Below are 25,728 nucleotides of genomic sequence, written 5' to 3'. Positions count from 1 at the left end.
TATCTAGCAAGCTGTAATTTTGTTTATGATGTTACCCTTTGATTGCTCCTTCAGATTGACCGCCTTGGACAAATTTCTTTTGGAAGATGATATAAACGATCATAACCGGTAAAATGGCAATGATTGATGCGGCAAAAATCCATGCCCAGTTACTTGCATACTTCCCTTGGAACATCATTAGTGCAATTGGCAATGTTCTCATCGCCTCATCCTTGATGATTGTTAATGCAACAAAATATTCATCCCATGTTCCTGAAAAAGCAAAGATAGCCATTGTTCCTAAAGCTGGCTTGGAAAGAGGTAAATAAATTCTCCTAAAGATTGTCCAATTTCCCCCTCCGTCCATTAAAATTGATTCTTCTAATTCCTTTGGAACGGTTTCAAAGAATCCACGTAAAAAGAAAGTCGAACCAATAACCCCGCCTCCGACATAGATAAGCCATAAACCCCAATATGAGTTCACAAGACCTAACGATTTAATAACTGTAAATTGCGGCACGATGGCTAATACCAGAGGAATCATCATTGTAAATAGAAATATTCTAAATAAAACCTCCTTTCCAGGAAAAGTAAATCGCACAAATGAGTAAGCAGTCATCGCCCCTAAAAAAACACTTCCAATTGTCGCTACACCCGCAACTAATAAGCTGTTTAAGAAATAACGAAAAAAACTATTTTTATTCCAAACAATTTCATAGTTTTCAAGATTAGCAACAGCTGAAAAGACTTCATGTGGCCGTGGCAATGAATATGCTTCATTAATGAATGTTGTTAAGACCATATACACAAATGGCGTTATAAAAATCGCGACTCCAAGAATGAGCACCGTATAAACTATGAATTTCGTTAATAAATTTGCTTTCATTTTTCATCCCTCCTAGAATGCCTACATGAAGCGTTGATTTCCAAGCCTTTTCTGTTGGGTGAATGTAATAAGGAAAATCGTAAGCCCCATCATTACTCCTAATGCAGAGGAATAGCCAAAGTTAAAGTTGCTGAACGCTTCTTTATAAATCATGCTTTGCAATACCTCTGTTTGTCCCATTGGTCCGCCGTTTGTAATGAAATATACTTGCGGGAAAAAGTTAAATGCTCCCATAATTAGATTAATGAAGACAAAAGCAGTTATTGGTCCCAACATTGGAATCGTAATATGTCTAAACAATTTAAGTCCGTTGGCCCCATCAATTGCAGCAGCCTCGTATAAATTTTTTGGTATTCCTTGCAATGCTGCTAAGTAAATAACAACGGTCCAGCCTACCGTCTTCCAAATATGAAATAACCAGATGACAACCATCGCTGTCCATTGGTTTTGCAGCCAGCTAATCGGCTCATCAATGATTCCTAAATGTAAGAGTCCATAATTTATTAAGCCATTCTCTCCATCAGCGAATAAATAGCGAAAAAGAAACGCAACAACGATCCATGAAGTGATAATCGGCAAATAATACAGTGTTCTGAATGTAATCTTGTATTTTACAAATTGCAAATTAATTAAACAAGCAAAAAAGAGACCTAAAAACCAATTGATTGGAACGGTGACAACTGTATTTAAAAACGTATTTCGAACAGCATATAAAAACGCTGGATCTGAAAAAGCCTTTTGATAGTTTTGAAAACCAACAAATGGGCTCTCTGCCCCGGGCATAATTTTATAATCCTGAAAACTCATCACAATCCCTTTCATTAACGGATAGACGACAAAAACACTTGCTCCTACTAGCCCTATTAAAAGAAACGGCAGTACTTCCATCCATTGCTTAAAGCCTATTTTAAATCGTTTTGAAAAAGGCTTTTTCGGAATCACAATCGAAATATTATCTTCTACATTGTTTTTAACATGATTAGGCAGCATTGGGCTCCCTCCTTACATATCTTTTAATGAAAGAAGATACTCACACCGGCTAATAAACCTGGTGAAGTACCTTCTTTTGTGGAACTACTTCTGAAGCAAGGCATCTGCCTTCTTTGCTGCATCATCCATTGCTTTTTTAGCACTCATTTTTCCACGTATAACTTTTTCAAAATTCAAGTTAATGATTTTTTCAGCCTCAGACCATTGAGGAATCGGCGTCCGTGGCAATGCTGTTTCAATCTGCTTCACATAATCTGCAATATAAGGATTTTCTAAAACAGCTGGGTCATTAGCAGCTTTCTTATTTGTTGGAATTAATCCAGCTTCTGCCATCAATTTTTGCGGTTCTTCTGTTAACATCCACTTGGCAAAGGTCCATGCTTCTTCTGGATGCTCAGATCCTGCGAACGTAACTAAATTTTCCCCACCGATAACGGAACGGCTTCCTCCAGGACCTTCCGGAATTAAACCGCTTACAGTATTCTCGATAGGATTGAATTTACTTCCTTTCTCATTCGCTAACACACTATAAAACCATGGACCATCGTCAATCATTAAATATTCATTGTTCTTCATGCCATCCCACGCTCCTGGTTCACCGCCAAGAATAGTAGGAGCAACAAGGCCATCCTTATGCCACTGTGCAATTTCTTCAACAGCAGCAATGCTTTCCGGACTATTTAAAAACCCATCAAATTTTGTATAATCCTCATTTGTTAAAGTCCCTCCCAAGCTCCAAAAGTAAGGCAGGAATCCCCAAGAATAGCTGCCGCCGATTCCAACACCGCCTTTTGCACCTGACTCGACAGCCTTTTTAGCAACCTCTTTTAATTCCTCTATCGTTTTTGGCGTTTCGGAATAACCAGCTTTTTCTAATAACTGCTTATTATAAATAGCAATTTTCGTATTCGTATTGACAGGCACGCCATAATATTTTCCATCGTATAAGTTAGTGGCCATCGCTGATTCAAACACACTGTTTTTTACTTCTTCAAACCCTTCAAATGAACTTACCTCCTGCAATGCGCCCATTTTTGCAAATTCAGATACCCATACAATATCCATTCGCATTAAATCTGGTGCTTCCCCTCCTGATACACCGGCTATTACTTGTTGTTTTAAGCCTTCATATGGCATGCGGGTTAGCTTTAATTCGATTCCAGGGTGTTCTTCTTCAAATAGCGGCTTGATTTTTTCTTTTAATATCACTTCTTCTTGATCACTATATGTGTGCCAGTATTCGAGCACAACATTCTTCTTATTACCCCCATCACTACTATCACTACTACTTGATCCTGTTTCACTTGATCCGCCGCTGCATGCACTAGCTAAGAGCAGGATGGAAATGAATAAACCACCAACTAATGACTTTAATCGTTTCATTCCTTGAACCCCTTTCTTGTATTTGTGTTCATTATCTATGAAAATACCCCTATTGGTAACCGCTTACATTATGGAGATAGTGTCTTATATTTTGCTTTTTCATTTTGAATAATAGACAAATAACAAAAAGGTGTCGTAGATCTCTTTCGTAAGAGAATATACGACACCTTCTTTGATTTAAAATTGGAGGTTGCAACAATACCACCTCTCCAAGAATAAAAGAAAGGAAGCACCGCATGTGCCTTATTTTTTCAGACTATTAAGCTCTCTAAATGTAAAAATAGAGTAGAGAAAAATTTCTCTACTCCACGGAAAATTAATACTTAATTTGCAGCTTTTTCATCTCATTAGCAGGAATATTTAAATAAAGAATTCCTTCTTTCTCATTAAAGAAATATGTTTCTTTATCTTCCTTCATTTCATCGATGTTATTTACTGCCTTATAAATGCTGCTGGCCTGGATCGATTTTGGTTTCGTTTGGTCAGTGAGTTTCAATAGATAAGAAGAAAGCTTTGTATTGTTTTGTACGTTAAGGTCACGAACAATTTCAGTTTTGTTTATGTTCTTCTGATCCACTTTAAAGTAATGATTGTGATAGTCAGGGCTGAGCTGAATATTTTCAATCGTTAGTTTACCGCCAGCTTGTGTATTCGCTATATTTCCAATTTTCAAGATATCGCCTTCAGACACTTCTATATTAGAAATGGTGACCGTTGTCATGTCGTCGGTTTCTTGGATCTCTGCTGCTTGTTTGTCTTTACCATTTTCCATATAAATAGCCGCTTCATCAAACTGACCGCTCCGTTTGACTTCAGCAGTCAACTTATAAATACCTGCTTTGGGAACAACATACTGCCAGAGGTCGGAAGTAAAAGCATCAGCACCAGCAATTTGCACGGCTCCATCAACAATTGATTGATTGACCATGTTGCTGCGGCTCCATTGGGCAAATCCGTCTTCGAAATCACTGTTTCTTAGAGATGAGGCTATTTCTTGATTCCTCGCTTCTCCCAAAGTAATCGAGTCAAGATTAAAGTTACCAGAGGCATAATCAATCTTTACAAGATTCGTTCCTTCATCAAGCTCAACTTCTACAGTTGCTTCTTTCCACTGATCATTCGTTGCCTCAAATGATACATGTTTTGAAAGGGTATTTTTACCGCTCTTATCTTCTCTTACATGAACAGTTGCTTCACTATTTTAATCTGCATCATATTTCAAGTTCAGGTTATAGACCCCTTTTGAAGGGGCGTTTATTGCATAAGTAATGCTTTCATCCGACTCATTAAAGCCATTTAGATAACCAAACCCGGCATGTCTTTCCAATGTATTAGAGAATTCAACCCCTTTGGAATATGCCGCGACTTCTGCTTCAAACACTTTTTCAGCAGTTGCCGGGACAACTTTCAAAACAACACTATCATGAGCTTCAAGTGTTACTGAGTAAGAAGACTGAATACCAAGATCTTGATGAGACCATACATCTCGAACATGACCTTTTTCAATTCCAAGTTCTTTTTGAAAATTGAAATCAAACGCTTTGCTCTCATTCTGGCGATTGAACAATCCGATTACCCATGTACCATCAGGAAGTTGACCTGCCCAACGCTCACTGTCACGACTGTCTTTTGACTCTCCATAATGAACGGCACTTTCATAAATTGGTTTGCCAACAAGACCCATTTTATTAAACTCAATCAATTCAGTGTTTTGATAATACGGATAGTTGGCGCCAATTGTGTCATACTGATCAGAAATGGCGATTGGAGATCCTGCAAGTGTATAAAGTGACAACGTTGTTTTCTTTTCATTTTCTGCATAAGGACCAGAGAATGTATTCAATCTGAGAAAATCACCATCCAAAATCAAGCTTGAACGACCCCCGATATCAGAAAAACCAGTAAACCCTTGGAAAGAATTCGCCCATTGTGACCAACCGGGTCTCCACTCTTGACGTCTGCCGCTGATATGCTCCCATCCTCCTGTAAACGTATCTTCATTTATGCGGATCATATCTCCATATTTATGTTCAAGTTCCCCATGATTTTTAAGGTGAGGCATAACAAGACTTAGGAAAACATTGTTTTCTTTAGAAGCTTCAGACATCCACTTTAACGATTTTTCATAAAGGCCTCTATCATGTGCTTGCCCTACTGTACCTATATTGGCATCTGTTCCAGTTTCATACCATGAAAGGAAATCAACACGTAGAAAATTAGCCCCCTGTTCAGCAAAAAAGTCAATGTAGCCCTTCACATATTTTTCAGCATCCGGGTGATTCACGTCCACCCAATAAAGTGCACGCTCATTTCCCTGACCACCGTTAAAACGGTCGCCATCTGTCGGATCATTCGGATCACCTTGATCAATTAAATCCATAACATATGTTGGACCATCAGGATTATTTTCCGTTCCTTTGACAATATATTTATCAGGGTTTTTCACTACCTCAGGACTAATCCATAGCGGATTGTAGTAAATGCCAAATTCCATACCCTTTTCCTTTAAATAATCCCCCCAGAACTTCCAAGTGTGACCGTCTGGATATTTTTCAGATGGATACTGAAACGGTTCATTTTCATTACTGTCTTCCTCTGGTTTTTCACCAGTCTTATAAAGCTCAACATTATCAAGCTGGAATGAGCTGTGCTCTCCCTTGGCATCAATATAAAATTCAACCGTCAGCTGACCGTTTGTCACATCCGACTGTAATTCGAAAAGTCCATAGCGTGCTTTACCGTATTCATCTGTCAATCCATCATTCAACTCAACTATTTGTTCAGGCGCTGTCTCCCCATCAGTTGCATCTGTATAGTTTTTTAACTTCATATTGGCTGTGCTCGTGCCATCAATGAAGTTATGAACATCATTAGGAAATTTCACCCTTGCCGTCAATGTGTAGTTTCCATTTTCTAATCCTTTTACAGTTTGCGAAACCTTTGCTGTATGCGGCTTCGGGTCATACACCCACAATTTTACCCCTTCATAAGCATCGTTTGCATCTACCCCAAACATCGCATCTGTTTCTACTTGCCAACCATTAGCACTACCTTCTTCAAAATCTCCATTTTCAAGCTGACCAGGCGTGACTTCTTCTTCAGAGCCATCCATATTTAATGGATTGGTCATCCATCTATCATTATGGCTAACAACATAGCCATTTATATTCAGCAGTGTGGCACCCTCGATCCATCCATCCGTTGAAATCATGTTATATCCATATGGCAAGAAATGTTTTGCCATCCAATCAATATTTTCCTTAAGGCGTTTTTCGGGCATATAAGTATTTTTCGTCCATTGATGCTCATAGGTCATGAAATACATCGGCCCGGCTCCCTGCCTTGTAAATTGGCTGTCTTGCGCTGAAGCCGTTCCTGTAATCGCTGTTGCTAATGCTAGTGTTGAAAGAACAGAGAAGGCACGAACCCTACTGATCAAGCTCTTCTTTTTACCCCTATAGTTACTTATGCTTCTTTTTAAGCGTTTACTCAAATAAACAACCTCCCCATATTTTAGTGAACATAGTTTCATTATGGTTGAAAGCGTTATCAAAATAAATCGCTTATATTATCAAAATAGTGTCTTATATTTGATATTTTCTAAATAAAATAAGTGTCTTTTCTTCCAGTTAAGAGGTTTTAAATGGAAGAAAAGACACCACCAAGCTGCGATTATTTATACTCTATCACAACCATATCCCAGTATTTAAGACTTGGAAGGGTAAAGCGAACCTCTTCATTTTCCTGTTTAAATGGGAGTGAAATCGGAATTCCGTTTTGGATGTCTGGTGAGGCCAGCCAAATTTTTTTAATGGACCTGGTCTCTTTAAGCTGTACATTTAGCTGCTTTCGATCTTGAGGCTCTGCTTGACTTCCATTTGTATCACGCCATTCTAACGTTTTTGCATCTACAAAATTAATGAAGTGAATGACTTTTATATTCATTTTTTGTTTTGCGTAATACCATACTTTCCCTTGTTCTGGTTGTGAAGAAAAAAGTACCCGATCATGTGAACGAATCGAGATTGGCACCTCTTGCAGATTATCTCGAAGCAAGTTTTCATAAGCAACAAGAAAATCATAATACTTGATCAGACTGCTTTGCAAAGATTGAGCTATTTTCAAATTTTTATGTGGAAAATATTCTTTTGATAGCATATGTTCTCCAAGTTCTAAGTGAGAGCCTCCTGCTGCAAAAATCACACTGTTTGCTAATAACACACCTGGTGTATTAAATTCCCCGGGCTGATTGGAAAATTCATAATTCATATAAGCAGCTAAGACTGTATTTTTGTTTCCTTCTGAATAGTGTTCATTCTCATCAATGATGCGTTTGACCTCTCCTCTTGGACCAAGCTGGTCAATATGCCAACCATCAAATGGAAGAGCATGATACACACTTTTTTGTTGACCAATAATATATGTCTGCCATTCAGGGTTTCCCGGATTCACCATAAACACATCACTTTTCCAGTCATCTGGAAGTGAATGATAGTCATGGGCATGACCTTGCCGATCTTTAAATAATCGCCATTCTGTTTTAACTCCCTCTTTTTCAGCTTCAGCAAAAGCACCGTACAATAGATTATATGCCATCGTCTTCATATTCCGTTCATGAGCTAAATCAATATATTTTCTTATCGTAAGCAGGGATGTGGGACGATTGGCGATATCCTCCCAATAGGGGACAGGTTCATTGTTTTAAGAGGCTGATGATGTTTATAATGCCAATCATAAAACTGCAATCCATTAATATGATAACGGTTCAACCTGGATATCACAGACTGCATCTCCTTAAACGATAGATCTTGAAAATTCGATAAAAATCCGTACCGAGGAAATTTAGACCAATCACTTGACACATCAACTGCAATTGTTTGGCTATCCTGTTTTGTATTGGATGTATACTGGACATGAACAAAATATCCTTTAAAATCTTCTTTTGGAGGCTGCCATTCCCACTTGGCTTCCTTATTGGTTACCTTCACTTCTTGCTTAAAAAGAATGTTCCCTAAATGGTAATAGGTAATGATTAGCATGCCATTTGAATGTCCATTCGTTAATTGAGCAGTAAATTTCACGGTATCCTTAACATGATAAGCTGCTTTATCCGTTGAAATATTTTTTATCATGTTTCTATGTTCGGGAATGATGTATGAAGTTTCTTTTTTGGAATCGTAATGAGGAGAAGAAGAGGGGTATTTTGTTACACCTATTATAATTAACAGTAATAAAATAATAGATAAGAAAATTAATATATTCACTTTTTTCGATAACATCAAATCTACTCCCAACTTGAAACAATATCCTATTTGAAGGAACTAACACTAAAGCTAGTCCCTCTTTTTTCTGCTTATTATTTATGCTTCGGCATATTGCTTACTTTTTCCAACTATAATCAGCATCCATTATCTTTTCAATTGGATGTCCGCCCTCAGTCAGTTTCTCTCTTCATTTCTATGTTTCATAAGGATGGCAAGAAGGAACTAGTTAATATTCCTTCTTGACCAAGTGCATACCCAAAATTATCGGATTTGAACTTTCTTCTCTTCATCTGCTGGAATGCTTACATATAGAACTTTTGCATTTTCATCATAGAAGAATGTGTTAAGGTTACCTTGAGTTTCCTTTAATGAACCAACTTGTTTATAAATCGTTTTTCCAGCTTGAATTTTTGTTGGCTTTACTGCATTATTTAATTTTAATGTGTACTGCTTCAACTGTGTTTCAGAATAATTCGTTGCCTTTTTCTTTTGTTCAAATGTAACATGGTATGGTTTTTGTTCCACTTTAAATTCAGTAACGTTATATTCACCATTCTTGTAGTCTTCAGTAGCACCATCATCTTCATAGAATGAATAAGCAGCCTCTTCTTTCAGATAAGTGTCTAGTACTAGATTTGTAAGCGGCTTTTCATCTGTATATTGTTGGACATCACGGGTTGGAATAATAGATTCATCTTTTACGAATATTGGCATATGTTCAAGCGGTACATCGACAGTAATTGTCTGTCCACCCTCATATTTTTTGCCTGTCCAATAATCTGTCCAACTAACGTCTTTCGGTAAATAAACTTCACGTGATGTTTGACCTTGTTTGACGACCGGAGCCAGCATCATCGAATCTCCGAACATGTATTGATCACTGATATCATGTGTCATTTCATCATGTTGGAATTGATAGACAAGCGGTTGCTGAACCGGTTTCCCGCTATCTGCTGCTTCTTTGAATTCATTGTATAGATACGGAAGCAATTTATAACGCATTTCAATGTATTTCTTACTGATTTTTTCCACTTCCTGACCAAATGCCCACGGCTCTTGACCTTGTTTCACGGTTGCTTTTGCATCACTATCATAGTGAATACGAGCGAATGGCAAGAATGCTCCTACTTCAATCCAACGAGCAAATAATTCTGCATCAGGACGTGATGCGAAACCGCCAATATCATTACCTACGAATGCAACTCCAGATAAGCCTACGTTCATGTTCATCGGAAGTGACATTTCTAAATGCTCCCAGTTACTGAAATTATCCCCTGTCCACAACGCAGCCCAACGCTGTGTACCAGCATACATATCACGAGTTAAGACGAATGGACGAGTGCCAGGCTTGTGCATTTTAAACGCATTATAAGTAGCTTCTGCTTCATCATGACCATATAAATTATGGTACTCAGTATGGAGAATTTTGTTGTCTTCAGTACCAAAATACGTATCAAGTGGCAATGTATGAGCATGTCTTTCATCATCACGGAAAACAGCCGGTTCATTCATATCATTCCAAATACCGTCAATTCCTTCGTTAAATAACACATCATGATTCTTTGCCCACCAATCACGTACTTCTTCTTTAGAGAAGTCAGGGAAAGCTGAATCTCCAGGCCATACTGGACCTATGTAAGGAGTACCATCTGGATTTTTTGCCCAAAAGTCATTTTTTGTACCTTCTTGATAAATTTTATAGTTTTCATCCTGCTTTACAGCCGGATCATTAATCGCAATCGCGTGGAAGCCTTCCATAGCTTTTAATTGTTTTAATGCATCTTTGTATTGTTGGTTCCAAGTAAACACACGATAGCCATCCATATAATCAATATCAAAGTGCATGGTATCTAATGGGATGTTCTTTTCACGGTACGTTTTCGCAACATTCACAATTTCCTCTGGAGTGTAACCCCATTTGCTTTGGTGTAAGCCTAATGACCATTTTGCAGGAACATCCATCTTACCTGTTAATTCAGTGTAACGGTCAATAACATCGCCAATTTCTGGGCCATATGCAAAGTAGTATGTTAATTTTCCGCCATTTGCATAGAAATAGTAGTAATCATCAGATTCACTGGCCATTTCGTAGTAGGAACGATGTGTGTTATCAAAGAAAATACCATATGCATTGTTATCTTTTAACCCAATAAAGAATGGAATCGAAGTATACAAGTATTTTGTATCCTTGTTATATGCGTAAGCATCTGTGTTCCATAAACCAATACTGTCTCCACGCTTATTAACTTCTAACCCTGCTTGCTCACCAAAGCCGTAAAAGTCTTCATCTTCATTCGTTTTCTTAAAGACGTAAGGCTTTCCGTTTTCATAACCTGATGTTGCACCTTGATTTAGGTAGTCTTCGTTAATGACATTCCCCTTTTTATCAAGGAATTTCACTCCAAACGGCTTCAATTTAATTTCAACTGTTATTTCCTTTGTTTTTAATGTGTAGGTATCTGCGCTAACGTTTGCACTGAATGGCACACTTTTCCATTCACGTTCTTTTTTCACGATCCCTCTTGATTCAAATTCTTCTTCACCTTTTTCCAGTACTGAAACTTTAACAAGATCTTTGGCAAAAACCCGAATATAAGCTTCGTATGTACCTAAATCAAGTTTGACCCCATTTGAGAGTTCAGTGACACCTTGGACACTTAACTTTTGGAGGTTTTCCTTTTGTAAAGGGGTATCCGCCTCCGGTTGTGTTACCGCTAGAGCACTTGGAACTGCAGTAGAAAAACTTACTGTAGCTGCAAGAGACAGTCCAGCTAATACTCGCAATGTTTTTTTGGATGAGAGCATTTTTTTCACCTCGTAAGAAAATTTTTGATTACGGATGAATCTTACCGATGGTAGAATTTTCTGTCAACTAACGAAAAAATCAAAAAATAAAGTAGGGAGATCATCTCAATGACATTGATACTTAAAGGATGAAAACGGCATACTTTTTCTTTGAAAACGTTTGTTAAAAAAAATGAAAATAAGGCATAGTATCTAGATTTTCACAATTTATTAATTTTTTTTGGTTATTTAGAATCAATTACCACAATATTCTGACTCAATTTCCGTCTTGTTCACGAGCTCTACTACAGACTAAATAGGCAAATGTCTCAACTTTTTTCTTTATCTACTTGTTATTTTTATTATTCTTACCTATACAATATTTTCTAAATAATTGCAGGATATATATTTCACCATAAAATTTAGAAGTATGTATTCATTGTCCCTTCCATTCAAAATCACTCTTTTTTTGTATCTCTATACATAAAATGTTATAAGGTTGAGTTTTTCTGATACAATGTAATGATTTACAAATCACTATTGTAAAATAACAACAAAACACGATCTTCCAAGAAGATCGTGCTGGCTGACTAATAAAAATAATGAATTACTCTTAATTATTTAAGAAATCTATTATTTGGAAAAGGTGTTTTATATTAATGATTTATAGTGAGATAAATAACACCATTTGAAATCTGGTAGGAGGGAGAGATTCCCCGACCTCTTCATACCAGACTTTTGACTATTCTCTCTCTCATACTTCTTTCGATCGTTGTTTCATTCGTATACCGTTTTGTAATTTGATTTGAATATCACTTTCTCTCATTAAATAAAACAGTATATTTCACTTGGTTCTTCCCATTTTCAGATGTAACAGTGATAACCGCTTCTCCAGGAATTGATGGAGGTGTTTCAATTTGATAGGTTGCAAATAAATTACTTGTTTCCGCCTCAATCTCCGGGACTTCCTGACCTTTCTTCTTTACGTCAACACGATATTGCAGAGTATCCTTATTAAATTCTTTTAATTGCTTCCCATTAATACGTATTGTTTCTAATGTTGCATCCCCGCTTTGACCTGGAATATGATTTTTGTTACCAATCCCTAATACCTCCATTTCAGAAATGGCGATACAAGTGCCTTCCCTTGCCTTCATGACTGCGCGAATATTTTTGGTTTTTAATGGAGTGAAGTCAATGGTTAGCTCCTTATTTTGAACATCGGTTTGAGTTCCTTCAATTTCCTTCCATTCTGTTCCATCAAAATATTCGAGATGCAAAAATTTTGCTGGTCTTGTGCCACCGTTGTCATCATAGAAGTGAAATTTCACTTCTGATATGGTTTCCTCTTTCTCAAATTCAACTGCAACCCAATCATCTTCTCTCCAGTTATTTGGATCCCAATTCGTCCATCTCGCACTGGAGACAATGCCATCGTTGACATTCCTTGTGCTATCCCATTGGCCGGTAAACGAAGCGGTTACTTTCGGGTACTCATTGCCGGAATCAGAAGAATTTAGGGCTAGATTTTCTAATGCCGGTTCTGTCACCTGGACATTGGCAATTGCTTTCACTGGACTATTTGAAATCGATCCTTTTACTGAAAACTTACCTACAGCTGCATATAGCGTTGGATCAATTTCTTCCCAATCAACCGATACATATCCAGATGTACCAATTTGCAGGTTTGCTATTACTTTATTTGGTAAGATTGGTGCATAGTCTGGTGTTGTTTTTACCTTGATCGGTTCAATACTTTCAATCTTACTGACTGTTATCGTTGCGACAGCTTTTATCGATGTTCCCTCAACAGATCCTTCAATCTTGAAAATATTTTCCTTTGCATATAACTTTGGATCGATTTCTTCCCAGACAACCTTTTTCTGAACCTTGTCTCCATTACCATAGATCGTTGTTACTTCAGTAGGTAAGACTGGTGCTGTCTTTTTCTTTGTCACAACAACATCAACCGGCTCTACTTTGGTGATACCAGCCTTGACAACCTTCCATTGCTGGTGGTTCCCTGTTGTCGGTTTCCACACGCCAACTTTTGCTCCTTCTTCCTTTGATTCACCGCCCACTTCTATCAAATCTCCGCTTTGAACGTTTATAAATGTGTACTCACCATTTCCATAGGTTGAGAGCATCCATTTTTGATTTGCTGAATCATCATTGTTTTGAAGCACAACTGAACCATTCTCTATACCAAGTACGCTTCCAGTAGCAGGATTCACAATCTTATAAATTTCTTTTGTGCTAAAACCATCTGTTATTTTTTGAATGCGAAAGCTTTGTGTTTCTTCTTCATGTATATTTGTTTTTTGAACAATTGATTTTCCATCTTGGTCAACAGCAAGCACTTTACCACTGTTTTTATTAATAAATTTGTATTCTTCGTCATTGTTCAAAAAGACATGATCCTTATTTACACCAGACACACCTGATATAACAAAAGTTGTAATCGATTGTGGTTGCACGACTGCTGAGAGCTTTTTATCCGAGATCATGACATCAGATTTTTGGGCCAAATTATCCGTTTTAGATGTAACATAAGGTGTTGCTTTTGCACTTGCTGTTATGGTTTCAAAACCTGACAAATCAAAATTGATCGATTTCTCTTCTGTGGTAGAATTCGTATACACCACAACGACAGAATCGTCATCTTTGTTTATTGCGGCTAATGTGCTGCTGTTAGTAGAATTAATGACTTGGTATCCAGGTCGTATAAACTTACTGTAATTACCCATCGCATAGTATTTTTTGTTTTTATAAATCTCAACATCATCAAAATTTGCTGGAGCAAAATCTACTTGAATAAGTCCCCAGTTGCCATTTTCATGCTCTGGACTCATATTCACTTCATCTTCAATCGCTTGCCAGAGCACCCATGCTTCTGATTCTAATTGTTGAATATCCGTTGTGATTCGCTGAGATAAGGAAAGACCTGGTATGATATCTTCATGATTTTGCCCGCCGCCTGCACTAAGATCCACTTCAGACATCCACAGTTTTTTCCCTGATCCCTTTGCAATATCCCTTGCACCAATCTGCTGGGTAGGACCATATGTATGCACATTTAATTGCCCGATATTATTTCTAGTTGTGCTATCATATTGCTCCCAGTTTTGTCTGAATTTTTGCGGATTTGTTTCATCCATAGCTGATACGACTGTGCCGAGACCTTTTTCAGCTAATTGTTTTTTAACTTCATTAATAATTTTAGCTTGTGAAGCTGGAGACCAGTTCGATCCTTCCTGTCTGCCTTTCGCTCGCCAATATCCGGTATTTGGTTCATTTACAGGTGAAAGAGTTTTAAATTCTATATCCATTTCCTTTTGTAAATGATCCACCACTGAAGTTAAGTATGTGGCGAAATTTCCAAATTGATCTGGCTTGATATTGTCATCCCATGGATTCCAGTTACCTGATACATAACCGCTTTGCGTCATAAAATAAGGCGGTGAGTTTGAAAATGCCTCAAACGTATCAGCTCCTCTCGCCTTTGCTGCACTTACCCACCAACGCTGGTTTGCGTCAGCTTCCCAATTCCAGTGCTCAGGATTTTCAGGATCCCACCAATTTTCTTGCTCGGTCCATTCTTCTGTATTCCCCTCTGGCGGGCCATATTCGGCAGGACGATTCCAATAACCTGGAACGGCTCCACCTTTCCGCATATATGGCTCTGTTTCAGGAGAATCTCCACCGCCAATATTGTAGCGGGCAATATTAAAATTCAGTCCTTCCTCACCAAATAGATCATCTGCAAGTTGATTTCGAAGTTCATCAGGCCAGCCGCCTGTTACATTTGCAAACCATACAAGTGCCGTTCCCCAGCCATCAAACGGTTCATGTTGATAGCTTGGATCTAGTGTTATGGACTCTGAAATGGAACTCACTTCATTTTCTGCCTCCTCCGCTTTCGTCACTGTAGGTAAAGCCGGTAAAATACTTCCCGTTATAAGGAATACAAGGATACAAGAAATGAGTAACTTTTTAATAAACCCAACTTGTAACATTAAATAAACTCCCCTTTCGTTAGGTAATACAGAGAAAATGACGGTTTCTTCCCTGTTAATTACATTGATAATTAATTTCGTTTTTCCTTTTAAACAATCAATTTTGTACTGAACCTATCACCCCCTCATAGGTAATGCTTAGATAGAAGAGCATGAAATGTAATCTTTAGAATAATAAAGATAATTCTTTGAAACGGGTTTCATTTTATAAAAAGACTAATAGTAATGACAAAATGAGCTTTTCACTATTTCTTTTAAAATGTTTTATCAACTATTTAGTTCTAATATAAAACGCTTTCAATTTTAAAGAAATAGACATTCTTTTGAGAAAAGTGCAAATTATTTCGATCCCTTCAAATCGAAAAAATGGTCTAAAAAATAGACTGTCATTTTAAGAACGACAGTCTATTTTTATACTATTCTCCTTGGAGCCTCCCGTATCCTCCCTATTTAATAAAGCCTTTATAATGACGTTTCACTAGCTGACTTTCAAGCTGTTTCATTGTTTCAAGGGCAACCCCGACAACGATTAACAAGCTTGTTCCGCCAATCTGTGCAGATTGCGGCAGATCAGCAAATTGAATGAAGAAAACAGGAAGAACAGCTATAACTGCTAAGAAAAGAGAACCGACAAGAGTTAGACGATATAATACCTTTGTAACATATTCCTGCGTATTCTTACCTGGTCTGATACCAGGTATATAGCCGCCTTGCTTCTTCAAATTTTCTGCCATCTGCTCAGGGTTCACTTGAACAAATGTATAGAAGTATGTGAAAGCAATAATTAATGCGATATAGATGATCATCCCTATAGGCTGAGTGTAATCAAATGTTTTCTGGATCCAATCCGTCACATCATTCGGACCAAAAAAGGCTGCTATCGTCGGTGGAGTAATAATAAATGACACCGCAAAGATAACAGGAATAACACCAGCAGGGTTCACTTTTAAAGGCAGATGAGTTGTTTGACCTCCTCCCATATTGTTGTTCCCGGAACGCTTAGCGTACTGAATTGGAATCTTGCGAAGTGCTTGTTGGATGAAGATAACCCCAACGATAACGGCTAAAATAGCCAATACCAGAATGGCAACTGTTACAATTCGGATGAAAAGCTGATCGCCGGCATCTTGGAATTGTTGTGCATATATTTGGTTCATCGTTGAGGGAATGCCTGCTGTGATCCCTGCAAAGATAATAATGGAAATTCCGTTTCCAACACCTTTGGAGGTGATCTGTTCTCCTAACCACATTAAAAATGCTGTACCAGCTGTTAAGACAATCGCAATTAATAAGTACGTCCATATACCAGGATTTTCGATTAACAATCCGCCTGACTGGGTATTGAACCCGTAGGACATACCTAACGCCTGGATGAAACCTAATATGATCGTAAAGTATCTTGTAAATTGTGCGAGCTTGCGCCGCCCAACTTCACCTTGCTTTGACCATTCAGTGAATTTTGGCACAACGTCCATCTGCAAGAGCTGGACGATGATCGATGCTGTAATATAAGGCATAATCCCCATCGCTAAGATCGAGAAGTTATATAAAGCACCTCCGCCAAATGTGTTTAAGATTCCGAATACATTCAGTTCATCTTGTGCTTGTAACACATCAGCATTGACATTCGGCACAGGAATGAATGTACCAATACGAAAGACAATTAACATTAAAAGGGTGAAGAAGATTTTGTTTCGAATATCACTTACACGCATGAAATTAGCGATTAGTTTAAACATTAGGTCACCTCAGCTATAGTGCCAGCAGATTCAATTGCTTCTTCAAAAGCAGCGAATTTGTCAGCTTCACTTTAAGTTCAATTCTTTTTTCTATTTAACTAACATTAGTTTAATCAGTTATTCATCATAAAACGAATAATAAAAGAAATACAAAAATCAATAATGGCAAAAAACACACTGGCAAATATAACTGTGGATAAAACTGTTATTGTATATCTTGTCAATTCCTTGCTCTTTGGCCAACTAACCTTCTTCATTTCGCGATTAATATCTGCGAAAAACTTAACAATACCTCGTTTTTCTATGATTCTATCTGCTTTTAGCAACTCCTTATTCATAACAACCACCCCCTATTTTTTAAATAGTAGAATTTTTCTTTTAAATATATATATACCCCATTGTAAAACGCTTTCATAATTAAAGAAATAGAAATTTTTTATAGAAAAGTAGAATTATTTTGTTTTCTCTCTTTTTTATATAGGTATTCTTCAGTACTCGAGAAATTTCATTTACATTCTATCGTTAACTTGAGTTTAAAAGCCAAAATATAAAGGTGTCCTAAAGCTAGGCTTTAGGACACCTTTTAATGACCATTTAATCCTATCATTGACGCAACTCACATTGTGCTGGTGTCAATCACGAAACGATACTTCACATCTGAAGCTAATACTCGTTCGTATGCTTCATCAATTTGATCGGCTGTTATCACTTCAATTTGAGGAACAATGTTATGTTTTGCACAGAAATCCAACATTTCCTGAGTCTCACGGATGCCGCCAATCATTGAACCTGCAAATGAACGACGGTGACCGATAAGAGAGAACACATTAACTGCCAATGGCTCTGCAGGCGCACCAACATTGACTAGCGTACCATCCAGCGTTAACAGTGAGAGGTAAGCACTAATGTCGATACTTGCACTTACCGTGTTAATGATCAGGTCAAATGTACCAGCAAGTTTAGTAAATGTCTCAGGGTCGCTTGTCGCATAGTAGTTGTCTGCACCGAATTGCAAGCCATCATCTTTTTTCTTCAATGATTGAGAAAGAACTGTAACTTCTGCACCCATGGCGTGTGCAATCTTGACAGCCATATGTCCAAGACCGCCCAAACCAACAACAGCTACTTTTTTACCTGGACCAGCCTTCCAATGATTTAGCGGTGAATATGTTGTAATACCTGCGCAAAGTAATGGTGCTGCAACGTCAAGCTCAATGCTGTCAGGAATTCTGACTACGAAATCCTCCGTTACGACAATGTGGGTAGAATAGCCGCCTTGGGTTGGCTCGCCGTATTTGTCAACACCTGCATAAGTAGGGATATTTCCTTTGAGACAGTATTGTTCTTCTCCTTTACGGCAATTCTCACATTCGCCGCAGGAGTCAACCATACATCCGACCCCTACCCGGTCACCGACCTTGTACTTTGTGACCTCGGCTCCTACATCTGTGACAATCCCCGCAATCTCATGTCCAGGTACGAGAGGATAGTTCACTGGACCCCATTCGCCGTGTGCAGTATGAATGTCAGAATGACATATGCCCGCATATTTAATTTCAATTAGAACATCATGCAAATCAAGGTCGCGTCGTTTAATTTCAGCAGCTCGAAACGGTTTGTCAGGACCATCAACAGCTCGTGCTTTAGCAGTTATCATGAATAAAACCTCCTATAAATTTTACATTTCAAGAGAATGTGCTTGTACCAGGCAAATGAATAACGCAGGTGAAATCCTGCTTCATTCATTTCGATCCCTTCTTTTCCCTTACAAACCAATGTTAATACTTATAGTTAACTCTAGGTCAAGTGCTTAATTTATATTCCTTTTGAAAATCCTCCGGTCATACAGGTTTCATATCATCTATCAATCTAGCCAATAGTTAACTACATTTTTTTAAAACTAAATATAACTCTATTTAACCGAGCACAATTTTCCTTTCCTTTAAGATGATTTTGACATTAAGCAAATACCGTGATAGAATCCACTCATAAAAATAGAGTTAACTCGAGGTCTATATCATTAAGAAAGGGAGAGAAATGGTGAAGACATATTCTATCAGCGAAGTCGCAAAAGTGTTGAATCTTACAGTATATACATTGCGTTATTACGACAAAGAGGGACTTATGCCTTTTGTAGAACGGACAACCAGTGGAACACGCTTGTTTAAAGAATCCGATATCGAAGCTTTAAAAGTAATTGAATGCCTGAAATCTACCGGGATGCCTATTAAGGAAATTAAAACTTTCATTGATTGGTGTTCTAAGGGGGATTCCACATTACAGCAAAGATATGACATGTTTATAGAACGGAAAGCTACTGTTGAAGCACAGATGGAAGAACTAAAAAAAACAATGGAAGTCATCGAGCATAAATGCTCCTATTACAAGACTGCATTGAATGCCGGAACGGAAGATATTCATAAAAACGATAAATTAGAGATTCCCATTACTAATTAACAGAAAGCCACCTGTGTATATCATTAATATGTATATAAAATACAGGTGGCTCTACTAATATTATTTACTACCAATGAACGTGTCTCTGAATTAAGCAAGCTACAATGGCGATTCTTCACCCACATATTATTTCAAACAAAAAATAAAGCTAGTTGTTCCATCCTACTTACTACGTGGTACTCCTGGAAGAATTCAGTGGAATTATTTGAATGTCATTAGGTTACTGATTTTACCCCTTCTTACGCAAATATCTTGGTCGTTTCTACACCAATTCCACTTGATTCCCCCATAATAACAACTTTTTCTGCAATGTTTCCCATGAACACCTACAACTTGGTTACCAAATCATCAGATATATGCTCTAACAAAAACACAATAGGACTTTTTCCGAAAAACATTAATCGGTGCAATGGTCTGGTCATTGCCACATACAGTAATTTCAATTCAATTTCACTAAGCTCAAACACTTCGTCCAGCGCAAAAAGGAGGACAACATCAAACTCCAATCCTTTGGCTAGCTGTGAATGAACAATGATTACGTCTTCTTGGTTAATTTCTTCATTTTCACGAAGTAATTGGGTTCGTAACTCCCCGCCAGCGTGTTTCCTAAACAATTTTTCTATTTTTACACATTCTCTCTCTGTTTTCCCAATAACCGCAATGGTTTTCATTCCCTCACTAGATAAACGCTGAACTTCAGCTTTTATCTTTTCAACTGCTTCCTTTTCATCATTCCAATAATGAAATACCGGTTTATCGCCATGTCGAACGACTGGTTCTACTTTCGGAAGATCTAATGGCAATAATGAGAGAATATCATTCGCTGCCTGCATAATCTCTACCGTTGTTCTGTAGCTTTTTTGTAAAGTGGTATAAGTAGCTCTTGGAAAAATGTCTTTCTTTACTAGGCTCCAGTCGTTTAACCCTCGATACGAGTGAATACCTTGAGCTAGATCTCCTACGATTGTAAACATGTCTGTTTCCAAAGCACTCTTAAGTGCATACAGTTGAAAATAGCTGTAGTCTTGGGCTTCATCTATGACGACATTACGAGCACGAAGCTCTTTTTTTATACCAAACAGATGATACTGTAAGTATAATAGACTCGCCAAATCTTCTACTTCAAATTGCCGTTTTTTTCTAAGGTTTACTTGATAGTTATAAAAAAAGTCAAGTTGATCGTCATCTAATAGATCTCCAGCATATTTTACTAGTTGCTCTTTATGTGCAAATAGCTCATCGAAATAATGAATCAAATCATGCTTCTCAATCTGCTTTATATATGCTTGAACCCCTGTTCGGGACTGCTTGAGAATGTCGTCCATAAGTTCGGCTTTTTTGTCCATCGCCTTTGTAACATAGCTTTTTCTTTTGTCAGGTTCCAGCCTCGTACTAAACAGAGCCCTTTCTATCTTTTCATCGTAAAACTCTTCTACTTTTTTCAGTAATGCTTTCTTTTCTGTTCTGACGTAATTTTGCAGAACCTCTTTTACCTTTTCCAAACGTCGATAATAAGGTAGGTAAGTGTATTCTTTTTGCATGAGATGTGTTATTTTATCGGCACTATAAAGTTTAAATTTTGATAAATAAAAGTCCTTTTTAGGTGTAATAGCATTCAATATATCTTCTAAGTACCGGTCAATGATGATTTTCATTTTTAATGAACCCTTAAAGCTAGAAATCCATTGGATCATTTCAGGATTTTCATAGGTTCGATCAATAAATTTTCCAAGCTTTTCAGATGGGGATGTTAGCTTGATTTTTTTCGAGATACAGGCTTTGACATAATCGCTGAACGTCATCTGTAAAATGCGGTCTACCCCAAGCTCTGGCAGGACCTCTGATATATAATCAATGAACAAATTGTTAGGAGCAAGAATCATGAGCTGCTCAGGTTTGAAATGTTCGGCATACGTATAAATAAAATAAGAGATTCGATGAAGAGCAATCGTTGTTTTTCCGCTTCCAGCTGCCCCCTGAACAATAATCGGTTTATTTAAATCCGCTCGAATGATTCGATTTTGCTCTTCCTGTATGGTAGAAACAATATCTGTTAACCGATTACTTGAACTAGCTGAAAGAGATTCCTGAAGCAGCTCATCTGTGGTTGTCAAATCGACATCTCGAATGTCTTTAAGCTCTCCCTCTTCAATGGTATATTGTCTTTTTAATGATAATTTCCCTTCATATAGTTCCCCTTCTGCTTCGTATGTTACGTCACCAAGCCGTCCATCATAATAAAGATTTGCAATAGGAGAACGCCAATCAACAATAATAGGATCTTGAGTTTCACGATCAAATAAAGACGCCTTACCAAAGTATAAAATCTCTTCATCACTTTTATCATTCGCCTTATAATTAATCCGAGCGAAATATGGCTTATGATAGATTTTTTTGAGACTACGTATTTCTTCTTCTGTTCGTTGAAGCATACTCGAATTTGTTAGCAAATTTAAATACCTTAAGCTGCTATCCTTTAAGTCAATTCCCTCCAATGATTCCTTGGCATTTTTCCTAAAGGATTCTTCATCAAGCTCCCTTGCTTGAATTAACATTTCCATATACTTTTTTGTAAACCTTAGCCGCTCCATTTCTTCGTAAAAATCAGGATGCTGCTTTTGTCCCAAATTTTTCACTCTCCTATTTAACCGAGTATTTTTCTTAAGGCAAACGTACAAAAACCATGAAAAAGGCATTTGAACCCTATCCATGGTATTAATAAGTATTTCTAAGATGTTAACAGGAAACCTATTCAGTTCTGTCTAGTCGGAATTCCAATTATAAACGTTTTCATTTACATTTGCAATTTCCTTCCATTATTATTTTTGTTCTGAAGTTTTAAAAACCCGTCTATCATACTCAATCTCAGACTACTATGCGTAGATTCAATATAAAATTGTATATGCAGGGCCAAAAACGGACGGGTATTATTTTCAACCGTTTTTTACAAGTTCAGACTTTAGAGTGAGAAAAGTCTCAACTTATGGAGGATTACTGCCTTCAATCTATAATATAAAATAGTAAATAACAATTTTTGTAAGACCTCAATTCATCCTTATTTAGAGGGCATTGAACTTTATTATCTGGGAGAGTGATCCTTTTGTCAGAATTGATTTATGCAGGTTCATTACAGGCACTTGAAGATGAGGGAGCAAAGGTAATAAAAGGTGGCAGTCATGCAATTGCAGTATTCGTTCACGAAAAACAAGTTTTTGCGGTGGATAACCGTTGTCCGCATATGGGCTTCCCCCTCCATACAGGAAGCTTATGTGATGGGATTTTAACGTGCCACTGGCACCATGCTCGCTTTGATATAAAAAGCGGCGGAACATTGGATCCATGGGCAGATGATGTCCCAACTTACCCTGTCGAGATAAAGGAAGACGGGGTTTGGGTCCACCCTGTTCCTTACAATAAAGTAACAATCGAAAAATTAAGGCAGCGATTACGTGAAGGTCTTGAGCAAAATTTAAGTCTTGTCATCGCGAAATCGGTAGTTGGATTGATGGAAGCTGGTTTTCCAGCGACCGAGATTGCAAAGGTCGGAGTCAGCTTCGGGACCTCTCATAACCAAAGCGGCTGGGGCTCTGGATTGACAATTTTAACAGCGATGACGAATGTATTGCCTATATTGGATAAAACTGGTCAGATTTTAGCATTGTTCCAAGGTCTGGTTCATGTTGCACGGGAATGTTCTGGAATGGGAACACATTTTTTACTAGGGTCCCTTCCTGTTTCAGAAGATAGGAATGCCCAATCATTGGAACAATTATCAGAATGGTATCGTCATTGTGTGGAGGTTCGTGATTCACAGGGAGCTGAACGAGTACTCTTGACCTCGATTGAATTAGGGTTCTCGAATGAGCAGCTTGCTGACATGATGATGACAGCGATCACGGATCATTTTTATGTAAATACAGGTCATTCGCTCGATTTTCATAATAAAGCATTCGAGATTCTGGAGCAGATTGGTTCTGAGTACCGGCCATATGTTTTAACATCCTTGTTACCTGGAATCGGAAATGTATCCCGCAGTGAAGAATCCCATAGCTGGCAATCACCAGTGAACTTGGTCAATCCATTAATGGAAGCGTTTAAGGAATTGCCAGATATACTTGCAAATGCCCCATCACAAGGGGACACTGATGTGGATGAAGCAGCATTAGTTGAGCAAATTTTATCAGATAATGCGATAAAAACGGTAAAGATGATGTTGGATACACTTAAAAATGGAGTCTCACCTGTCCGTTTGGCCCAGCTCGTAGCTTTGGCAGCGGCGGAGCGGATTTCCCGTTTCCATGTACAAAATGATTTCAGTGATTGGATTACTGTGCTTCATACTTTTACACACGCGCATGCGGTACATGAATCATTACGTCGTTCGACGACACCTGAATTGACCAGAGCTGTTTTCCATGGAGCGATGAGTGTCTATCTTGATCGTTTTCTCAATCTACCGTCTGCACGAAGACCGGAACCAAAGAATATAGAAGCTGAACCGCAGAATCCTGCTGAATTATTGGAGCTGATGAATAAACAGCAACAGGTTGCAGAATCAGCACGATGGGTGGTAAATTACCTGGCCCGCGGCGGTGATAAAAGTGAGCTCTTCAATACACTCGGTCACGCTTTACTTAGAGAGGATGCAGAGTTTCATTCGTTTCAAATGTTTGAAGCAGCGATGGTCGAACATGATCATTGGCAACTTGAGGATTCCGAGCTTGCTCGTCATGCACAGGAAACGTTGACCCTCGCCGTAACACGTTATCTTGCAGGCCATGCCCCAACTGCCAGAGAAATGCCCCATACAGCACGGATTGCCATTCGCCTCCACCGCGGTGAAAAATTATTTGAAGATGAATAAGTAGTGAAAGGGTAAGGAAAATCCCGCTTGATCCATTTCAAGCGGGATTTTCTTTTAACTATCTATTTTCCCTCATGCCTTCCGAATTGTTCAATGAGGCAATTCAAACATTCATTACATGATTAAAATAAGCCTGAAACGATTTCTCCTTTGAACATCGTAGCTGCCCGTCGCGATCTTCTTGCAATTGCTTCAGCAGAACAAGATGCTTCAATAAACACGATGTTGGCATCGTCCCCGACTTGCGGCCAAACTTGTTCTCCAGTATGATTAAGCGGTGTTTTGCCGCCAGTAATAAAGTATAGAGCGTGTGCTAATGATCGTTCATCTATCCATCTTGAAACTTCCGCTAATCGACCGGCACGTTCAAGCACGCCATCCTGCTTCCTCAGTTAGAGCGGCCAATCGCTTAAACGTAAAAATACCAAGATGTCCGGGGTCATGAATATGAAGGTCAATGTTTGCATTTGCTTCCACGGCAAGTTCCATTACCGTTTGTAATGATTTCTCAATATTTTCGTCAATTGATGCAGGGTCAACACCACCTACTATTGTGGCTCCGCTTCGTAATGCTTCTCTTACTAACGGAACAGATTGGCTGCGTAATAATCCGTGCTGCGGAAAAGCGACTATTTCAACAGAAGCTTTTCCTTTATAAGCTTTCACTGCTTGTAAAGTAGCTTCCAGGTTTTTCAACCCGATTACAGGATCGACATTGCAATGTGTACGTATGTGAGTCGATCCTGAATGCAGGAGTAAGTCTAATATTTTTTTCGCTCTTTCTTCGGCAACAGGCAATAAGCGCGGAAGTAGTTCTTCCTCTTCTTCTAACCTTGTCAAAAGACCCTTAGTTGGAATCGTTGGCGCTTTCCAAGGACCTCCGTAATACGTTTTATCTATATGGATGTGCATATCTCTAAATGATGGAAGCATTAAATAATGATTCGCATCCCGTTTAGGCAAATTGGTTTCTAACGATGTATCAGCTAAGACCATTTCATTTATTTTCCCATCTTCCATTCTCACATGGAAACGTTCTGTTTCTGTTCCTGTAACTTTACCATTTTCATAGTAGTAACCAGTTTCTAATCTGACATTCGTTAACCAGTATGCATTAGTATCTGTCACTTTCTTTTGCCTCCTTATATTCCATTAAATGAAATGTTTCAAAAGATTCATTCCTAAAACATAGCCCATCACCCATCTTTACTGTGATGATAAGAAGCTCAAGCTGAATTATTCTAATCGCCCGTTCTTTAAAGGTAATACATCATGAGCACAGTTACTTTCACCTTATATACAAACATGGTAACATGGGGATAATTATATGAAAAATATAAAAAAAATAAGATTGACTTAAGTTTTT

At 38.1% G+C, this 25,728-nt stretch carries 14 protein-coding genes and 2 pseudogenes; 2 read left to right on the top strand and 14 right to left on the bottom strand.

Annotation, left to right across the window (positions count from 1 at the left end):
• Window positions 1-31: 31 nt before the first annotated feature.
• From Q1B07_RS10315 to Q1B07_RS10260, 12 genes and pseudogenes are all read right to left on the bottom strand, one after another.
• Window positions 32-865, bottom strand: coding sequence for a carbohydrate ABC transporter permease (locus Q1B07_RS10315; protein WP_299090291.1), 834 nt, complete (start codon window positions 863-865; stop codon window positions 32-34).
• A gap of 21 nt (window positions 866-886) precedes the next feature.
• Entirely contained in the window at window positions 887-1,855 is a 969-nt protein-coding gene (locus tag Q1B07_RS10310) for a carbohydrate ABC transporter permease (protein WP_299090290.1), read from the bottom strand.
• Window positions 1,856-1,939: 84 nt separating this feature from the next.
• A complete protein-coding gene (locus Q1B07_RS10305) occupies window positions 1,940-3,238 on the bottom strand; it encodes an extracellular solute-binding protein (RefSeq protein ID WP_299090288.1) in 1,299 nt (432 codons plus the stop codon).
• 316 nt (window positions 3,239-3,554) lie between these two features.
• Window positions 3,555-4,166, bottom strand: a complete 612-nt coding sequence (locus tag Q1B07_RS10300) for a hypothetical protein (RefSeq protein WP_299090286.1) — start codon at window positions 4,164-4,166, stop codon at window positions 3,555-3,557.
• Window positions 4,167-4,439: 273 nt separating this feature from the next.
• Complete coding sequence (locus tag Q1B07_RS10295) at window positions 4,440-6,731, bottom strand: hypothetical protein (RefSeq protein ID WP_299090284.1); 2,292 nt, start codon at window positions 6,729-6,731, stop codon at window positions 4,440-4,442.
• 179 nt (window positions 6,732-6,910) lie between these two features.
• Window positions 6,911-7,636, bottom strand: a complete 726-nt coding sequence (locus Q1B07_RS10290) for a glycoside hydrolase family 66 protein (RefSeq protein ID WP_366945179.1) — start codon at window positions 7,634-7,636, stop codon at window positions 6,911-6,913.
• 3 nt (window positions 7,637-7,639) lie between these two features.
• Window positions 7,640-8,370, bottom strand: a pseudogene (locus Q1B07_RS10285) (glycoside hydrolase family 66 protein); the annotation flags it as partial.
• Window positions 8,371-8,763: 393 nt separating this feature from the next.
• On the bottom strand, window positions 8,764-11,307 hold the full coding sequence (locus Q1B07_RS10280) for a TIM-barrel domain-containing protein (protein ID WP_299090280.1): 2,544 nt from the start codon (window positions 11,305-11,307) through the stop codon (window positions 8,764-8,766).
• A gap of 791 nt (window positions 11,308-12,098) precedes the next feature.
• Complete coding sequence (locus Q1B07_RS10275; RefSeq protein WP_299090277.1) at window positions 12,099-15,302, bottom strand: glycoside hydrolase; 3,204 nt, start codon at window positions 15,300-15,302, stop codon at window positions 12,099-12,101.
• A gap of 446 nt (window positions 15,303-15,748) precedes the next feature.
• The gene (gene secY / locus Q1B07_RS10270; RefSeq protein WP_299090276.1) at window positions 15,749-17,041 is read right to left on the bottom strand and encodes a preprotein translocase subunit SecY; all 1,293 of its coding nucleotides are present in this window, start codon (window positions 17,039-17,041) and stop codon (window positions 15,749-15,751) included.
• Between the two features lie 113 nt (window positions 17,042-17,154).
• Window positions 17,155-17,379, bottom strand: coding sequence for a preprotein translocase subunit SecE (gene secE / locus Q1B07_RS10265; protein WP_299090275.1), 225 nt, complete (start codon window positions 17,377-17,379; stop codon window positions 17,155-17,157).
• Between the two features lie 278 nt (window positions 17,380-17,657).
• A complete protein-coding gene (locus Q1B07_RS10260; RefSeq protein ID WP_299090273.1) occupies window positions 17,658-18,698 on the bottom strand; it encodes an NAD(P)-dependent alcohol dehydrogenase in 1,041 nt (346 codons plus the stop codon).
• 383 nt (window positions 18,699-19,081) lie between these two features.
• Between Q1B07_RS10260 and Q1B07_RS10255 the strand changes: the two genes are divergently transcribed.
• On the top strand, window positions 19,082-19,498 hold the full coding sequence (locus tag Q1B07_RS10255; RefSeq protein ID WP_299090272.1) for a MerR family transcriptional regulator: 417 nt from the start codon (window positions 19,082-19,084) through the stop codon (window positions 19,496-19,498).
• A gap of 326 nt (window positions 19,499-19,824) precedes the next feature.
• Here Q1B07_RS10255 and helD read toward each other — a convergent pair whose 3' ends face one another.
• Window positions 19,825-22,125 carry an RNA polymerase recycling motor HelD gene (gene helD, locus Q1B07_RS10250; protein ID WP_366945178.1) on the bottom strand — a complete coding sequence of 767 codons (2,301 nt, stop codon included), beginning with the start codon at window positions 22,123-22,125 and terminating at the stop codon, window positions 19,825-19,827.
• A gap of 473 nt (window positions 22,126-22,598) precedes the next feature.
• Between helD and Q1B07_RS10245 the strand changes: the two genes are divergently transcribed.
• Complete coding sequence (locus Q1B07_RS10245; RefSeq protein WP_299090269.1) at window positions 22,599-24,362, top strand: Rieske (2Fe-2S) protein; 1,764 nt, start codon at window positions 22,599-22,601, stop codon at window positions 24,360-24,362.
• A gap of 122 nt (window positions 24,363-24,484) precedes the next feature.
• Here Q1B07_RS10245 and Q1B07_RS10240 read toward each other — a convergent pair.
• Window positions 24,485-25,490: pseudogene (locus Q1B07_RS10240) on the bottom strand (hypothetical protein).
• Between the last annotated feature and the right edge of the window lie 238 nt (window positions 25,491-25,728).

Source organism: uncultured Metabacillus sp. (genome assembly GCF_947503125.1).
Classification (GTDB): Bacteria; Bacillota; Bacilli; order Bacillales; family Bacillaceae; genus Metabacillus.
This window is presented reverse-complemented; position numbering and strand designations above follow the sequence as displayed.

What these genes read in the sequence shown, in the direction of transcription:
- Q1B07_RS10305 (WP_299090288.1), bottom strand. Translation starts at nt 3,238, where the DNA reads ATGAAACGATTAAAGTCATTAGTTGGTGGTTTATTCATTTCCATCCTG.
- secY (WP_299090276.1), bottom strand. Translation starts at nt 17,041, where the DNA reads ATGTTTAAACTAATCGCTAATTTCATGCGTGTAAGTGATATTCGAAAC.
- Q1B07_RS10260 (WP_299090273.1), bottom strand. Translation starts at nt 18,698, where the DNA reads ATGATAACTGCTAAAGCACGAGCTGTTGATGGTCCTGACAAACCGTTT.
- Q1B07_RS10315 (WP_299090291.1), bottom strand. Translation starts at nt 865, where the DNA reads ATGAAAGCAAATTTATTAACGAAATTCATAGTTTATACGGTGCTCATT.
- Q1B07_RS10280 (WP_299090280.1), bottom strand. Translation starts at nt 11,307, where the DNA reads ATGCTCTCATCCAAAAAAACATTGCGAGTATTAGCTGGACTGTCTCTT.
- Q1B07_RS10310 (WP_299090290.1), bottom strand. Translation starts at nt 1,855, where the DNA reads ATGCTGCCTAATCATGTTAAAAACAATGTAGAAGATAATATTTCGATT.
- Q1B07_RS10275 (WP_299090277.1), bottom strand. Translation starts at nt 15,302, where the DNA reads ATGTTACAAGTTGGGTTTATTAAAAAGTTACTCATTTCTTGTATCCTT.
- Q1B07_RS10300 (WP_299090286.1), bottom strand. Translation starts at nt 4,166, where the DNA reads ATGGTCAATCAATCAATTGTTGATGGAGCCGTGCAAATTGCTGGTGCT.
- secE (WP_299090275.1), bottom strand. Translation starts at nt 17,379, where the DNA reads ATGAATAAGGAGTTGCTAAAAGCAGATAGAATCATAGAAAAACGAGGT.